Below are 16,757 nucleotides of genomic sequence, written 5' to 3' on the forward strand. Positions count from 1 at the left end.
ATAATTCGACATATATCTCTTAAATCCTTTTTTTTAAAAGTTTTTTGTAATATAATTGTATTGTTTGTTATATATATATTCTTTATAAGATATAGTTTTCCTTCATAAAGAGTTACTTTATTTAAATATTTATATAGATAAAATCATTATTTTAAATAAATATCCTTAACTAGGTATATATATGTCCTTAAACAGATCTATACAGTATTCATCACTCATTCCTGCTATGTAATCAGCAACACCTTGATTAAGTCCTTCTTCCTTGGCTATGGACTTGTAAAATTCAGGTAGCTTTTCTTCATGAAAATAAAAATATTTATAAAGCTGAATAAGAATAAACCTAGCTTTATCCCTTTCTTCTTTTAGAAACTCTCCATTATAGACTTCTTTAAACATAAAATCTCTAAGCTTTTTAAAGTTATAATCTACATCTTTAGATAATGACACTTGAATATCATTGGAATTTATATTGCTTTTTGTTCTATAGATACAGTCCTTAACTAAGGTATCTACTCTCTCTCCATGAGTATTCCCTAAAATCTCAAGTATATCCTTTGGTATATCCTCCATAGATAAAATTCCTGCTCTTAGGGAGTCATCAATGTCATGATTTACATAAGCTATTTTATCGCTATACTTTACTACTTGACCCTCTAAAGTAAAAGCCTTGCTACTGTTATTAGAAAAACCACTATGATATAGTATTCCGTCCAGTACCTCCTTTGATAAATTTAACCCTTGTCCATTATTCTCTATATATGTTAATACCCTAACACTATTTTGGTTGTGGCTAAAACCATTGGTAAGTAATTCATTAAGCACTTCTTCTCCACTGTGAGCAAAGGCAACATGTCCAATATCATGACCTAGGGCTATGGCTTCTATTAAGTCTTCATTTAGTCCTATGCCTCTACCTATAGTTCTAGCAATTTGCGCCACTTCCAAGGTATGGGTAAGCCTGGTTCTATAGTGGTCGCTCCAGGTTTTAATATATACTTGAGTCTTTCTCTTTAGCCTCCTGAAGGATTTACAGTGTATTATTCTATCTCGGTCAATCATATAGGCAGTTCTAACTTCATCTAATTCTTCTCTTCTAGCCCTACCCATAGAGTTTTTAGATTTTGAGCCTTGTGGTATTATACTATACTCTTCACTCTTTTCTATGTTTTCCCTAATATTCATCATTGCACCTACCTTTATTTCTTGTTGAATACTCAAAGTTATGCTTAGATGTTGAAATTTAGCTTATAAAAACTTTTATATTATAACATAAACTATTGTTTTATTTCTACAACCTTTAAGTATTCTATATATTTAAAATATTAAATTTAATCCCTTCTAATTATATTTAATAACTATATTATGTATGTATATAATTTCTTTATTATGTATATAGTTTCTTTACTATCCATGAATATTCCTTTAATGGACCATAAATTTTTTTCAATTTTTCAAGGAACTGATATATTTATCATAAATTTTTCATAAATATAATTATAGTAGAGATATTTAGTATTATCTTATAGTATTTTTAAGGAGAGAAGTACAATGAGTAACGCAATAGCAGATAGTTCTAGTTCAAATTTACTATCGCCAAGTAATATTAAGAAAAATGTATTACCTTATTATAATTTATCTAGTAACTGCAGTATATATCAGGTGAAGTTTAAGGATACAGATAAGCAAAGAGCTGTATATAAAATAGAAAGTGATTCCCATGAGTATTGTTTGAAAAAAGTATATTATGATGTAGATGAACTGCTTTTTATTTATTCAGCCATAGAATGGTTATATCGTAATAATATAAATGTACCTAGAATACTATCTACTACTAATCATGGAAGATATGTAAGGTATAATGATATGTTATTTATTCTCACAGATTGGATTCAAGGGGATAAATGCGATTTTGATGATATAAATAATGTAAATATGGCAAGTAGAAATTTGGGACAAATTCATGAGACTTCTTTAGGATTCTCCCCAATTTTAGGTAGTAAACATAAGGAAGGTTTCACCAATCTTACAGATTCTTTAAATAAACATACTCTTCAACTTGTTAAAAATGAAAAGCTAGCACTAAAGTATAAAGATTATTTTTCTAAAATATATAGAGTTAGCTTTACTAATAGCATGTGCCTAGCAAATTTATCAACTAATGTAGCCAATACTATAGACTATGACAACTTATCCATATCCATTTGTCACAATGATTATGTAAGTAAAAATCTTATTGTTAATCAGGGTAAAATTTATGTTATCGACTTTGATAAATGTAGATATGACTATTCAGCCTTTGATATTTCTTATTGTTTAAGGAGACTGATGAGAAGAGAAAATACTTGCTGGAATGGAGATTTAGCCATAAACTTTTTACAGGAATATGAGAGCAGTCACCCTTTGACCTTTGATGATTATAAATATATCCTTGCCTACTTGGCTTTCCCACAGAAATATTGGAAATTATCTAGAGATTACTATAAAAATATATCAAAATGCAATAAAAAAGCCTTTATTAATCTTCTTAATAAAGCTGTATTCCACAATGATATCCATATTGATTTTAGTTATAAACTACTGGATTATATTGAAAATAAATTCAGCACTAAAATTTCCTTTAAATAAGACTCTTAAAGATATATAAAGAGGTTATCTGAAAACATTTTAATTCTTTTCAGATAACCTCTTTGTTAATTATTATTTTTTATTTTATTTGCATCCACAGCAACATTTTTTTCTAGGATTTTTAACTTCAGCTTGAGCAGCTGCAAGTCTTGCTACTGGAACTCTGAATGGTGAGCATGATACATAGTTTAATCCTACTTCATGGCAGAATTCAACGGAAGATGGATCTCCACCGTGCTCTCCACATATTCCAAGTTTGATGTCTGGTCTAGTAGATTTTCCTAGGTCTGCAGCCATCTTAACAAGTTTTCCAACTCCAACTTGGTCTAATCTTGCAAATGGATCAGATTCATATATGCTCTTGTCATAGTAGTGTTTTAAGAAGTTTCCAGCGTCATCTCTTGAGAATCCAAAGGTCATTTGTGTTAAGTCATTAGTTCCAAAAGAGAAGAACTCAGCTTCTTTAGCTATTTCATCAGCAGTTAAAGCAGCTCTTGGAATTTCTATCATTGTTCCTACCATGTACTTCATATCTATGCCTGATTCTTTTATGATTTTATCAGCTGTTTCTGTAACTATGTTTTTAACATACTTAAGCTCTTTTACTTCTCCAACTAATGGTATCATGATTTCAGGTACTATATCATAACCTTTTCTAGTTTTAACATCTATAGCAGCTTCTATTACTGCTCTTGTTTGCATTTCAGCTATTTCTGGGTAAGAAACTGCAAGTCTGCAACCTCTGTGACCCATCATTGGGTTGAACTCATGTAATGATTCAACAGTATTCTTTAGATCTTCAAAAGTAATTCCAAGTTCTTTAGCTAATTCTACTATTTCATCATCTTCATGAGGAAGGAACTCGTGTAGTGGTGGATCTAAGAATCTTATGGTAGCTGGTCTATCTTGTAACTCCTCGTAGATTCCTATAAAGTCACCCTTTTGCATTGGTAATAATTTTTCTAGAGCTGCTCTTCTTGTAGCTTCATCCTTAGCAACTATCATTTGTCTTATAGCCATGATTCTCTCACCTTCAAAGAACATGTGCTCTGTTCTACAAAGTCCTATTCCTTCTGCTCCGAATTTAACTGCTTGAGCTGTATCTCTTGGATTATCAGCATTAGTTCTTACCTTCAAGCTTCTTAGTTCATCAGCCCATGCCATAAATGTTCCAAAATATCCACTTATTTCAGGATCTACAGTTTTAATTTGTCCTGCATATACATTTCCTGTACTTCCATCTATTGAGATGTAGTCTCCTTCTTTATAAGTAACTCCACCTACTGCAAAGGTCTTATTTCCTTCATTTACTGTTAAGTCACCACAACCAGCAACACAACATGTTCCCATTCCTCTAGCAACAACAGCTGCGTGAGAAGTCATTCCACCTCTTACTGTTAATATACCTTCAGAAGCAATCATACCTTCAATATCTTCTGGTGAAGTTTCAAGTCTTACTAAAACTACCTTTTCACCATTTTCATGGGCAGCTTTTGCATCTTCTGCAGTAAAGTAAACTTTACCACAAGCAGCACCAGGAGATGCTGGAAGTCCTTTAGCTATAACTGCTGCAGCCTTAAGCGATGCTGAATCAAAGGCAGGGTGTAATAATGTATCTAATTGTTTTGGTTCAACTTTAAGAATTGCTTCTTCCTTAGTAAGCATTTTCTCTTCTACAAGGTCAACGGCTATTTTAAGGGCAGCTTGAGCTGTTCTCTTACCGTTTCTTGTTTGTAGGAAGTAAAGCTTACCTTCTTCTATAGTGAACTCCATATCTTGCATATCTCTGTAATGGTTTTCTAAAGTATTTACAATATCCATAAATTGTTTATATACTTCTGGATTTTCTTGTTCTAATTGTTCTATTTTTTGAGGTGTTCTGATACCAGCAACAACATCTTCTCCTTGAGCATTCATTAAGTATTCAGCAAATATTTTCTTTTCTCCTGTAGATGGGTTTCTTGAGAATGCAACCCCTGTTCCAGAAGTATTTCCTTTATTACCAAATACCATTTCTTGAACGTTTACTGCAGTTCCCCAACTGCCAGGAATATCGTTCATTCTTCTGTATACTATAGCTCTAGGATTGTTCCAAGATCTAAATACAGCAGTGATAGAAGCTATTAATTGTTCTGTAGGGTCGCTTGGGAATTCTTCTCCCTTAGCTTCTTTGTAGTAAGCTTTAAATTTAGCTACTAATTCTTTTAAGTCTTCTGCATTTAATTCTGTATCAAGTTTTACGCCTCTAGCAGCCTTCATCTCATCCATGATATCTTCAAAGTTTCTCTTTTCTACTTCCATAACTACATCAGCAAACATTTGAATGAATCTTCTGTATGAATCGTATGCAAATCTAGGATTGTTTGTTTTATTAGCCATTACTTCAACGGTTTCATCGTTTAATCCTAGATTAAGGATAGTATCCATCATTCCAGGCATAGATGCTCTAGCACCAGATCTTACTGAAACCAATAGTGGATTTTCTAAACTTCCAAACTTTTTGCCTGTAAGTTTTTCAAGTTCAGCCATTTTTTCATGAATTTCGTCAACGATTTCTTCTGCAATTTTCTTTCCATCATCATAGTATTTATTACAAGCTTCAGTTGTTACTGTGAAGCCTTGTGGCACTGGAATTCCTATGCTTGTCATTTCTGCAAGGTTTGCACCCTTTCCACCTAGTAAATTTTTCATGCCGCCGTTGCCTTCATTAAAAAGGTACACATATTTTTTCTTTTCCATGTTATACAACCCCTTAACTCTTAAATTATAGTTATATAGTCAAATGAATAAAATTATTCATTTTCACCCAATTTTACAAATATCATAGAAATTGTTGTCTTAGATATTTTTCCTACAATTTTCGGAACTTCTTTTCCCCTTAAAAGTTCTAGCCTTACAACAGGTAAGGAATCTACCTGATGCTCAATTATTTTTTTTGCAGCATCAAAGGCTGAATCTTCCTCTGATACACTAACAATATTCGGCATTCTAGTCATGATAATTCCAACGGGTACTCTATGCATATCAGCTGTTCCCATAGCCATCTTTATAAAGTCTTTTCTAGATACAGCTCCTAATAGTGCTCCTTCATTTTCAATGAATAAAGTTCCTGTGTCATTTAAAAAAAGTGTTAGAATGGCCTCATAAACTGGTGTGTCTTCCTTTACTAAAACAGGTTCAGACATTACATCCTTAACCTTTATATTTCTAATTTCACTGTTTTTAGGTCCTTTATTTGAATTTTTAACACACACATATCCAACTTTAGGTCTTGCTTGAAGTATACCGGTCATAGTCAATATAGATAAATCTGGTCTTATGGCGGATCGCGTAAGCCCTAACTCTTTTGCGATAGCTTCACTGGTTATTGGTTCATTTTCTTTAACTAATTCTATTATTTGTTCCTGTCTAAGCGAGAGTTTAATGACAATTCGCCACCTTTCAAAATTCTATTATTCACTCCAAATTCTATAATTTTAATTATATCACACATTGGGGTGAGTAAGTGTTATTTTTAAGTTATTTTCTATTATATTGTATAAGAGATTTATTTAATTTGCAACTTTCTCTAAAAATTTTTAAAATATTTCGTTAATTCTTGGGTAAATTTTATTCTAAATAAAAAAAGATGAGTATATGCTCATCTTTAATTAATATCCAAATATATAAAATTTATGTTATCTTTTCATATTATTCTTTGCTTCAGAAATTTTTTCTTTAATCTTTCCTGAGGTTTCAGAGAAGATCTCTTTTAGATCATGGGTTACTTCTGTAGCTTTCTTTGCAGTTGTTTCCATGGTGCTCTTTACAATTTTATTAACTACTTCTACAGTTCCATCTTCTTTAATTATATCTATTTCTAGATCAATAAATACTGCAGTTGCAGCTCCTAAAACTATTAAAACTGGTTGCAATAATAATGCTATACCCACCACAATTCCTGCATTTACAGGAATATTCACTAGGATAGAATCATCCTTTCTAATGATAATTCTAGAAACATTACCAGCCTTTATCAGCTCTTTTATATAGGTTACAAATTCACTTTGAGAAATTTTCTCATTGAAATTTCTATTATCCTTTTGTTTTTCTCTTTCACAATGAATTAATGCTTCGATTAAGTCCCCATTGAATCTTTCTAATAAGTCCTTAGCTTCTTCTTCAGATAGATTAGCTCTTTCTTTTAATATATTTATCTTTTTTAATGTAGCTTCATCCATAAATATTTCCTCCCTAGCAATATTTAATACTTAAGTATATTATATCACTTATATACTAAAACTTTTTAAGTAAGGACAGGCTATTAGGTTTTTTTCTATAATTTAGACTTATAAAGGTTTCTAGGATTTTTCCTATTTGTTCCTTTGTATTTATATCTAAATTAAGTCTTCCTACCTTCTCCAGCTCCACTTTACTTAGAAACTTTAATCCATTATATGTGGCAGCAGATACTTTCGTACCATATTGTTTTTCACATTGGTTACAAATTCCACCATAGAACTGAAAAGAAATATAGTCTGTGGTATTTATCTTATTTCCACATAGGGCACAGTTTTCTAACGATATACCATAGCCTGTAGCCTTTAAAACCTTAACTTCAAAGGCTCTTGCTAAAAGATCTAAGTCTATAGCCTTGTTTCTCATAAGATAAAAGCATTTCACTAAATCTATAAATATGGGATGACTCTCACCTTCTTCTATGGCAATATCTATGAGTTCATTAAAATAAGAACCATATATTAAGGTATCATAGTCATTTAATATATCTTGAAAGGAATCTATAATTCTCCCTTCATTTAAGGTATATAAAGTTCTTCCTTTATATAGTACATACTCACCAAAGGAGAAAGGTAGGGTATTTGAAAAATTTTTATTTTTACTTTTTCTAGCTCCCTTTGCAATGACAGTTACCTTTCCAAACTCCTCTGTAAATATCCATAGTAATTTATCATTTTCTTTGTATTCTTGGGTTTTTAAAACTATCCCTCTAGTCTTGATAGTATTCAATGAATAACACCTGCAATTCTACTTATAACCAAGTTCCTTGAGTACAAATGCACTATCTCTCCACTCTGATTTAACCTTAACCCAAATCTTTAGGTTTACTTTACAGCCTAGGAACTTTTCAATATCTTGTCTTGCATAGGTAGATATTTTCTTCATCATAGCTCCATTTTTACCAATTATTATACCCTTGTGGGAGTTCTTCTCACATAGCATATTTGCCTCAATAAGATAACTTCCATTTTCATTCTTCTTCATGGTTAAAATTTCTACAGCAATACCATGAGGTACTTCTTGAGATAAAAGTCTTAGGGCTTTTTCTCTTATAGTCTCCATTACTATAAATCTTTCTTGCTGATCTGTTATCATGTCTTCTGGGTAATACATTGGTCCCTCTGGTAACTGATCAACTACTAATTCTAATAATTTTTCGGTGTTCTTTCCGTTAATAGCTGAAATAGGTATTATTTCTTTAAAATCTAAAACTTTAGTGTATTCTTCTAGAGTTTTAGCTACTCTATCAGCAGGGTTTTCATCTATTTTATTTACTACTAAAAACACTTTAGTATTGCACTGCTTTAGTTGTTCTAAAATATGAAGGTCTGCCTTGTTTATCTCCCCTTCTGGTGTTGTTAAAAATAGCACCACATCCACATCCTGCATGGAATCTTTAGCTATCTTCACCATGTACTCACCTAACTTATGTTTAGGTTTATGCATACCTGGTGTGTCTACAAATACTATTTGAAAGTTATCCCTTGTAAGTATTGTTTGTATATTGTTTCTTGTAGTTTGTGGTCTACTTGATACTATAGATAATTTCTCTCCCATTAAATAATTTAAAAGGGTTGATTTACCCACATTTGGTCTTCCTATTATAGTTATAAATCCTGATTTAAACATATATCTCTCCTTATTTAAGTAAGTCCTCTTTAGTAAAAGCTCCTGGTAGTATTTCTTCTAAAGTTTTTACTATATACTCATCTTGATTTTTAATTAATACTATTTCTATATCTTTAGCTGCAAACTCAGCAATAACCTGTCTACATATTCCACATGGAGCTGTAAATGCTAACATATCTCCTACTATGGCAATTTTTTTCATTATAGTATGTCCTTCAGATACAGCCTTAAATATAGCCGTTCTTTCAGCACAGTTAGTAGCGCCATAAGAAGCATTTTCTATGTTACAGCCTGTAAATACACTGCCATCTTCCATTTCAATTGCTGCTCCAACTTTAAACTTAGAATATGGCACATAAGCTTTTTCTCTAGCCTCTATAGCAAGTCTTACCAATTCCTTTATATCCATTTTATCTTCCTCCAACCTAATTACTCAAATCTATCCATGGTTTATAATAATCACACATTTCTTTAGTTTTTTAGTTTCTTAGTTATATTAGTTTACCATAGAATACGAATTTTATCACATTATTTTTATTGCTTATATTTTATTTAGCTTCATTCATTTAGTAATTACCCAATAAGCTGATATAACAGTAAGGTCAGTAGTGATCCAAAGGCTCCTCCAAGGACTACTTCAAGGATGGAGTGTACGTTAGAATCTACTCTGCTTTGGGCTACTATGAAGGCTAATAAAAATGCCAATATCATTATTAGTGGCTCTGTGGTTAATAGTGTAATGGTGGTTGCCACAGCAAAGGCTATGGAACTATGACCACTTGGCATTCCGCCTCTTAAAGGTGTACCTTCATCATATACAGCCTTTACTACTACAGTGGCAATACTAACTATTACTAACATTAAAAATATCATGTGAGGGTCAGAATTTTTAATTTTCAAAAGAATAATTATAGAAAAAGGTAGAACTTTATCACCAAAAATTATATAGGCTACTAAAACCGCATTTATTGCAGTGACTAATACTGCTCCTGCAGCTACATTTTTCGCAATCTTTGCTAGGGGATGATAAAAGTTGGTGGTGGCATCTATGGCACATTCCACTGCTGTATTTATCATCTCTGCAACCACAACCATTGTTATTGTAATTGCAATTACCAAAAGTTCCATCTTTGTCATGTCAAAGAAAAAACAAGCTGTTAGTATTAACATAGCTATTATCATATGTATTCTCATATTTCTTTGAGTTCGTATTGAATAAATTATTCCCTCTATAGCATAGTTAAAACTATCCACTAGCTTCTTTACCTTCATAATAACCCCACCTTAATTAAAGCTGATATAACCTATATATAATCTATTATCTTTCAATGTTAAACTTACTTAGAATTTCTTCTTCTCTAGCTCTCATTATTACCTTATCATCATCTTCCATGTGATCATATCCAAGCAAGTGAAGAATGGAGTGAGTTACTAAGTAGCACACTTCTCTTATAAATGAGTGTCCAAACTCTTCACTCTGCTCCTTTGCTCTCTCTAAGGATAACACAATATCTCCAAGGACTAAATTTCCTTCATTTAAATCAATAATTGAAAATTCATGTTCTAAATAGCACTCCTTGAATACTTTTTTCTCATCATAGTCTAGCATGGGAAAGGATAGTACATCTGTAGCCCTATCTATTCCTCTTGTATCTGAGTTTATTTCTCTTATGGCCTCATTATCTACAAAAATTAGACTTACTTCATAGGGAATCAGAACCTGTTCCTCTTTTAAAGCATAATCTATAATTTCTTTAATATTTTCTTCTAAGTCTTTTTCAACGGAAATAAGACTTTGCCTATCGTCCATATAAATCATATTTTATCTCCTATTTATCCTATATCTGCTTTTCTTTTTCAACTTCTTTAGTTTGTATAACTGCTTCTGGCTCTTTTAACTTAAACTGTTCTTCCTTAGTTGATACAACTTCTTTATCTTCTTCAAGGTTTTTTTCATTGTTTTCTTTTGTTAAATTAATCTTGTCTTTAGGATACTCAATTCTTTCATGGTAAATTCCAGATAGAACCTTTAGAAAACTCTCTCTTATTTTCTCTAAATCTTTAAAGGTTAGGTCAGAGTTGACAAACTGATTTTCATCAATTCTACTCTTAATTATGTTATTTACCATTTCTTCTATCTTCTTTTTGTTAGGCTTATTAATGGACCTTACAGAGGCTTCAACCCCATCTGCTAACATTATAATGGTAGATTCCTTTGATCTTGGTGGTGGTCCACCATATCTATAATCTGCCTCATTTACCTCATCGGGATTCTCACTTTTATTTCTCATAGTTATATAAAAATACTTAGCGAGAGAATCTCCATGATGCTCTCTCACAACATCAGTGATGCCTTCAGGTAAGTTATATTTTTCTGCTAATTTAACCCCATCTTCCACATGGGATAGTATTATGGCAGAGCTCATAGCTGGTGACATATCATCATGAGGATTTACTATACCTATTTGATTTTCCTTAAAATAATAGGGCCTTTCTAGCTTTCCAACATCATGATAATAGGAGGCTACCCTAGCTAGTATTGGATTGGCTCCCACACTTTCAGCAGCCATCTCTGCTAAGTTTGCAACTAACACACAGTGGTGATAAGTGCCTGGTGCTTCTAAAAGCAATCTCCTCATTAAGGGATGATTAGGGTTAGCTAACTCTAGAAGTTTAATATTAGTTAATACATCAAATATATTTTCTAAAACTGGCAGTATTCCTATGGCTAATATTCCTGATACTATAGCAGATATTCCTGTAAGCATAGCCTTATTGATTATACTAGTCACATTAGTGCTTAGGAAATATCCCATGGCACCAGTAAATACTACATTTATAGCTCCAATGAGCAAGGAAGAATACAATATGTCATTTCTTTGCTGAACCCTTTTTAATACCATTGGAACTATTACTGCATTGACCATAGCTATAAGAGTTAAATCTACTGAAAATTTAACAATAAAGGATATAAATATTACATTTAATATTCCTATGGTTACAGAGGTTTTGCTATCAATTAGTACAGATAATAAAATTGAAATACAAGCAAAGGGTATAACATAAGGAGATATGAGAATAGATATCCTAGCTAATACTACAGTTAGTACTGTCAGTAGGTTTATCAGGATAACCTTACTATTATCTTCATATATGTCTCTGCGCTTTTCTTTTATATATCTCCACTGTAATCCTAATACTCCTACAACAACTAGAAGTAAAACTAGGTTCATATAAATGCCCGTAGATTTATCATTACCTAAGAGGCCTAAGTCATTTAGAAGCTCAATTTGTGATTCAGTAATAGGTTGACCTTCTGCTATTATAGTTTGATCCTTTTTATAGATTACAGGTGTTACATTTTTAGTTATGTTTTGTCTCGCTTCTTCTGTCTTTTCATGATCTACAAAATAGGTAGCCTTAGTTTGCGAATAACCTATGGCCATGGCTAGATCCTTAACATTTTTAGCATAGCTAGTATTATTAAAGAAGGCAGTTATATATCCTTGTGCTGAAACTATATCCTGAGGTTTATTCTCGTATATAGGGGTAGTATCATATAAATTATTCATACAATCTACTATCTCTTCATTTAGGCTATTTAATCCAGTCTCATTTAAGGATAAAAGTAATCCATAGTTTTCAGTAGAAAGATTTTTTATAACACTTTCCTCTTTTAACTTTTTCAGCTTTATCCCATTGATTTTTTCCTGTTCTGACTTAATTTTTTCATTATCATCTTCACTGGAAGGATTATAAGGAGGATTTTCAGAATTTATCTTTTTAACTAATTCAAAAAGTTTATTTATATTATCTAAAGCACCCTTTCTTATATTAGCATCATAGGTATAGGTTTCTTGTACGTGTTTTAGCTCTTCTTCAATACTCTTTTGAGTTGCTACCTTATCTTCCACATCTCTTGGTGCTTTAATATCAAATTTAGCTATTTCACCTACTTGAAGGTTATATTTTTTACTTACTACTACAGTGCTTAAAATCAAATAAACTATTAAAGTTGTAATTATAAAAGTAATATAGGGTTTTATTCTTGGAAATCTTATCCTTGATAATCTTTTTTTATGTCCCATATTTACACCTCTTTTTAAGTCTCAGGGGATTCATCTTCCTTTTCTCTTTCTGTTTCTGTAACTACAACTTGGCTTTCTGCTATATCTTCTTCTACAGTAACTAATACTCTAATTTCATATTCCTTCTCTTGCTTTTTAACTTCTGGAGTTATATCTAGTATTTTAACTCCTCTATCTAAATTTAATGTAATTTTGTTTTGTAGTTCCTTTATTACAGTATCAGTGTCAGTAGCTTCTTCCACCTCTTCTGTTTCATAATAAGTCTCTTTTATAAAGATGCCCCAGTTTTCTTCTATTTTATCATAAGTTGTATAGTTATTTAATGATTTCTTAATATAAATTTTATTATTGTTTACATTTACTCCATATCGTACCTGCTTATTTCCCGTTCTTCTTTTTGAGGTAATAGATATAGGTACTTTTGTAAATTCTTCGTAAAAAGTAGTAGCATATATTTTTCCTTCAGCCTTTACAGAGAACTCCATGCCTTCTTTTCCTTCTTGACCTTTTACAATTAACTCACCTTTGTCAACTACTGTGCCAAGTTGTTTCACAGGAGTTCCAGCACTAGTATATATTCTATTTATAACTCCACTTTTTTTAGCTACTAAATCTCCTGTGTACTCCTTTTCTTTTATCTTTGGTGGTTCTTGCCTCTCCACTATATCTACAGTGAGCATAGAGCCTTCAATTCTAACTTTAACCCACATTATTTCATCTATATCAGCAACTAACTTTTCTTCAACTTTTAGAACATCTATTGAACCCTTTTTACTTCCAACCATTATTCCATAGCTTTTCAGTATATTTCTAACTTCAAGGGGAGCTAGATATTTATCTGTATTTATATCCACACTCCAAATAAAGCTACTCAAATAGTATAAAATAAAGAAAAATGCAGCAATACCTGCAATTAAAAGTTTTCTAGCACTTAATCTAAGATAAAAAAAGTTTATCCCTTTACGATGCAAAATCTTTACTTTTCCCTTTACTTTTTTAACAGCTTCTTTTAAATGAAGATAATCTGATACTGATATTTCTAGTGTAATAGAAAAGGCATTATTTCTTTTTATATTTTTTACACTAACATTTTTATTCCAAAGATAATTGAGAATTTTTTCTCCTTCAAGGGAATCTACTTGAACAGTTATATAGCTTTTATTAAAATTATTAATCTTCTTCATAGTTTTCATACACCATAGAGCTAAAATATCCACTTAAAGTTATGGTGGTACCTCCTACAAATATAATTTCAAAATCCTTACCTAGAATTTTCAAAGGTCCAATACTTGTATTTATAACTAATTCACTGTCACTAAATTTTATTATCCCTTTATGATTCTCTACCGTTACCTCTTTTCTTGCTATCACTATTATTTTAGGTAAACTAAGGGCTACATCTACTGGTAAGTCTAATCCATAAATGACCTTTTCCTTTACCCTCACTAATTTATCACTCAACTTCATCACCTCTAAATCATAATTTTTACTTACAAAGTTTCTCTTTTAAATTTTATGATTTCTTTTCATGATAAATTACTTAAAATAAAAAGAACTCAGTAAACTGAGTTCTTTATTTATTCAAATATTCTTTTACTATTTGACTAACTACTTTGCCATCTGCTCGACCATTTACCTTAGGTCTAACATCTGCCATAAGTTTTCCCATATCTTTAATGCTACTAGTACCAAGTTTTTCGGCTGACTCCAGAACAATTTTTCGGATTTCTTCTTCCGTTAACTGCTGAGGAAGGTATTGTAATAAGATTTCGATTTCAGCTTTTGTTTGATCAACCAAATCTTGTCTATTTCCTTTATCAAACTCAACCAAAGAATCTCTTCTTTGTTTAACTTCCTTTGCTAAAATTTCGATGACTTTACTATCATCTACTTCTCCTGCCCCTGATTTTTCAACCATTAAAACAGCAGCTTTAGCCATGCTTATTACATTTGCTTTAAACTTATCTCTTTGTTTAATAGCATTTTTCCAGTCGTCCTGTAATGTTTCCTTAATGGATGACATTAATAAACCTTCTTTCAAATTCTACTTAAATTTTCTTTTTCTAGCAGCTTCTGATTTTTTCTTTCTCTTTACGCTTGGTTTTTCGTAATGTTCTCTCTTTCTAACTTCTGAAAGCACACCTGATCTTGCACATTTCTTTTTAAATCTTCTTAATGCATTCTCTAATGATTCGTTTTCTCCAACTTTTATCTCTGACATTTATATCCCTCCCTCCGCTAGCTCAATTTAATTTTAATTAAAAGTAGCCAATGCGAGGCCTAAATAGCACATTTTCAATTATACAATTCACATTAACTTATGTCAAGATTTTCATTAGTTTTATTTACATATTTTTAGTCCTTATTTTTAGCCTGGTGGCCATTTTAAATTTCTTCCACCTAACAAATGAAAATGTAAATGTGGAACAGTCTGACCTCCATGGTCTAAAGTGTTAGTTACAACTCTATATCCACTTTTATCTATTCCTAGTTTTTTTACCAGTTCTGGTATGGTGGCGAAAATATGAGCTATAATGCTACTATTCTCATGATTTATATCATTAACGCAGCTTATGTGCTCCTTTGGGATTATAAGAATATGCACAGGTGCTTCAGGACTTATGTCATGAAATGCTAATATCTTATCATCTTCATAGACCTTATTTGAAGGAATCTCACCCTTTGCAATTTTACAAAATAAACAATCTGACATTTTTTCACCTCCATTCTCAGTAGTAAAAACCTACATTTATAGTTTCCTATAATGTATAATATGATTTCTCATATCTTATATTATACTCTAAAAATCCATGTTAGTGTATCTATATTTTGTATTATTCTATGATTCCTATCATGTTTTCTTGTTTTACAGCTGCTAGTTTTGTAGGCACTATTTTACCCTCTAGGTTTTCATCACTTTCTGTTATTACTTTTATATAGTTCTCTGTATAGCCTACATAAGTGTTTTCTTTTCCACTTATAGCTTCCTCATAAAGTACTCTCATTTCTCTTCCAAGGAATTTCTCCATGAATTCTACTTCTAAAGCATTATTTAGTTCTATTAACTTTTTACTTCTTTCTTCCTTTATAAGACCATCTACTTGGAAAGGCATTTCCGCTGCCTTAGTTCCTGTTCTTTTACTATACTTAAAGATATGCATTTTACTTAGTTTTATCCCTTTTAAAAATTCATAGGTAGCTTCAAATTCAACATTAGATTCCCCTGGAAAACCTACAATTATATCTGTAGTTATAGATACGTCCTTCATATACTTTCTAAGATTTTCTACTACATCCTTATATTCCTGTGCTGTATATTTTCTATTCATTCTTCTAATTGTTGCATCACAGCCACTTTGAAGGGATAGGTGAAAATGGGGACACATCTTTTCTAGGTTACAGATTCTCTCTATTACCCCTTCAGTGAAGAAGGTTGGATCTATAGAGCCTATTCTAATTCTCTCTATTCCTTCTATTTTATTTATCTCTTCTAGGATTTTAACTAAATCCCAATTACCTTCTAAATCCACTCCATAGGAAGCAGTGTGAACTCCTGATAAAATTATTTCTTTAAAACCATTTTTACTTAGTTCTTTTACTTCCTTTAATATTTTCTCAGGTTCTTTACTACAAACTCCCCCTCTAGCAAAGGGAATTAGGCAGTATGAACAAAATCTATTACATCCATCCTGTATCTTTAAAAAGGCTCTAGTTTTATCCTGATATTCATTGATAGCTAGCTGTTCAAATTTATTGTTTTTAAGTACATCTTTAACTTCTACTACTTGCTTACTTTCTTCTCTTGCTCTATTAACCCAGTAAACAATGTCTCCTTTATTTCTACTTCCCAAGACTACATCTACACCTTCAATTTGTGCTATTTCATCGGAAGCTATTTGTGAATAGCATCCAACTACTGCTATTATAGCCTCTGGATTATGACGTCTTGCTCTTCCTATCATCTGTCTTGACTTTTTATCTCCCATGTTAGTTACTGTACAGGTATTTATAACATACACATCTGAAAATTCATCAAAACTTACAACTTCATATCCCTCTTTTATGAATTTTTCTGCCATGGCTTCTGATTCATAAGAGTTAACCCTACATCCTAGTGTATATAGTGCTACTTTCATT

Annotated in this window: 17 protein-coding genes; 1 reads left to right on the forward strand and 16 read right to left on the reverse strand. The window is 31.6% G+C overall.

The features are described 5' to 3' along the window. Positions 1 to 165: 165 nt before the first annotated feature. On the reverse strand, positions 166 to 1,182 hold the full coding sequence (locus tag B2S02_RS04465; RefSeq protein WP_346920672.1) for a deoxyguanosinetriphosphate triphosphohydrolase: 1,017 nt from the start codon (positions 1,180 to 1,182) through the stop codon (positions 166 to 168). A gap of 366 nt (positions 1,183 to 1,548) precedes the next feature. On the opposite strand from B2S02_RS04465, the gene B2S02_RS04470 reads away from it, so the two are divergent. Beyond that, positions 1,549 to 2,625, forward strand: a complete 1,077-nt coding sequence (locus tag B2S02_RS04470; protein ID WP_346920364.1) for a CotS family spore coat protein — start codon at positions 1,549 to 1,551, stop codon at positions 2,623 to 2,625. 84 nt (positions 2,626 to 2,709) lie between these two features. On the opposite strand, the gene ppdK is transcribed toward B2S02_RS04470, so the two are convergent. From ppdK to mtaB, 15 genes are all read right to left on the reverse strand, one after another. Next, positions 2,710 to 5,364 carry a pyruvate, phosphate dikinase gene (gene ppdK / locus B2S02_RS04475; protein ID WP_346920365.1) on the reverse strand — a complete coding sequence of 885 codons (2,655 nt, stop codon included), beginning with the start codon at positions 5,362 to 5,364 and terminating at the stop codon, positions 2,710 to 2,712. 53 nt (positions 5,365 to 5,417) lie between these two features. Beyond that, on the reverse strand, positions 5,418 to 6,050 hold the full coding sequence (locus B2S02_RS04480; protein WP_346848511.1) for a helix-turn-helix transcriptional regulator: 633 nt from the start codon (positions 6,048 to 6,050) through the stop codon (positions 5,418 to 5,420). Positions 6,051 to 6,302: 252 nt separating this feature from the next. Then, the gene (locus B2S02_RS04485) at positions 6,303 to 6,845 is read right to left on the reverse strand and encodes a DUF4342 domain-containing protein (protein WP_051823788.1); all 543 of its coding nucleotides are present in this window, start codon (positions 6,843 to 6,845) and stop codon (positions 6,303 to 6,305) included. A 55-nt stretch (positions 6,846 to 6,900) separates the two neighbouring features. After that, positions 6,901 to 7,632 (reverse strand): DNA repair protein RecO, encoded by a 732-nt coding sequence (gene recO / locus B2S02_RS04490; RefSeq protein ID WP_346848429.1) that lies wholly within the window; start codon positions 7,630 to 7,632, stop codon positions 6,901 to 6,903. An 18-nt stretch (positions 7,633 to 7,650) separates the two neighbouring features. Beyond that, entirely contained in the window at positions 7,651 to 8,532 is an 882-nt protein-coding gene (era, locus tag B2S02_RS04495; protein WP_035128906.1) for a GTPase Era, read from the reverse strand. Positions 8,533 to 8,542: 10 nt separating this feature from the next. Continuing rightward, a complete protein-coding gene (locus tag B2S02_RS04500; RefSeq protein WP_346848428.1) occupies positions 8,543 to 8,941 on the reverse strand; it encodes a cytidine deaminase in 399 nt (132 codons plus the stop codon). 164 nt (positions 8,942 to 9,105) lie between these two features. Further along, positions 9,106 to 9,804: a diacylglycerol kinase gene (locus B2S02_RS04505; protein WP_035128900.1), complete on the reverse strand. Its 699-nt coding sequence runs from the start codon at positions 9,802 to 9,804 to the stop codon at positions 9,106 to 9,108. Between the two features lie 46 nt (positions 9,805 to 9,850). Beyond that, positions 9,851 to 10,351 (reverse strand): rRNA maturation RNase YbeY, encoded by a 501-nt coding sequence (gene ybeY, locus B2S02_RS04510; RefSeq protein ID WP_346848427.1) that lies wholly within the window; start codon positions 10,349 to 10,351, stop codon positions 9,851 to 9,853. Between the two features lie 19 nt (positions 10,352 to 10,370). Further along, the gene (locus B2S02_RS04515; RefSeq protein ID WP_346878651.1) at positions 10,371 to 12,620 is read right to left on the reverse strand and encodes an HDIG domain-containing metalloprotein; all 2,250 of its coding nucleotides are present in this window, start codon (positions 12,618 to 12,620) and stop codon (positions 10,371 to 10,373) included. 14 nt (positions 12,621 to 12,634) lie between these two features. Continuing rightward, positions 12,635 to 13,804, reverse strand: a complete 1,170-nt coding sequence (gene yqfD / locus B2S02_RS04520; protein WP_346848425.1) for a sporulation protein YqfD — start codon at positions 13,802 to 13,804, stop codon at positions 12,635 to 12,637. After that, positions 13,791 to 14,081, reverse strand: coding sequence for a sporulation protein YqfC (yqfC, locus tag B2S02_RS04525; protein WP_346848424.1), 291 nt, complete (start codon positions 14,079 to 14,081; stop codon positions 13,791 to 13,793). Before yqfC ends, yqfD begins: the two co-directional genes overlap by 14 nt. A gap of 112 nt (positions 14,082 to 14,193) precedes the next feature. Continuing rightward, positions 14,194 to 14,643 carry a GatB/YqeY domain-containing protein gene (locus tag B2S02_RS04530; RefSeq protein ID WP_035128891.1) on the reverse strand — a complete coding sequence of 150 codons (450 nt, stop codon included), beginning with the start codon at positions 14,641 to 14,643 and terminating at the stop codon, positions 14,194 to 14,196. A gap of 21 nt (positions 14,644 to 14,664) precedes the next feature. Next, complete coding sequence (gene rpsU / locus B2S02_RS04535; protein WP_035128888.1) at positions 14,665 to 14,841, reverse strand: 30S ribosomal protein S21; 177 nt, start codon at positions 14,839 to 14,841, stop codon at positions 14,665 to 14,667. A gap of 147 nt (positions 14,842 to 14,988) precedes the next feature. Next, a complete protein-coding gene (locus B2S02_RS04540; protein ID WP_035128885.1) occupies positions 14,989 to 15,333 on the reverse strand; it encodes a histidine triad nucleotide-binding protein in 345 nt (114 codons plus the stop codon). 121 nt (positions 15,334 to 15,454) lie between these two features. After that, a complete protein-coding gene (gene mtaB / locus B2S02_RS04545) occupies positions 15,455 to 16,756 on the reverse strand; it encodes a tRNA (N(6)-L-threonylcarbamoyladenosine(37)-C(2))-methylthiotransferase MtaB (RefSeq protein ID WP_346878650.1) in 1,302 nt (433 codons plus the stop codon). Position 16,757 lies beyond the last annotated feature (1 nt).

It is taken from the genome of Clostridium sp. UBA7339, from assembly GCF_002470865.1.
In the GTDB taxonomy this organism is placed as follows: Bacteria; Bacillota; Clostridia; order Clostridiales; family Clostridiaceae; genus Clostridium_J; species Clostridium_J sulfidigenes.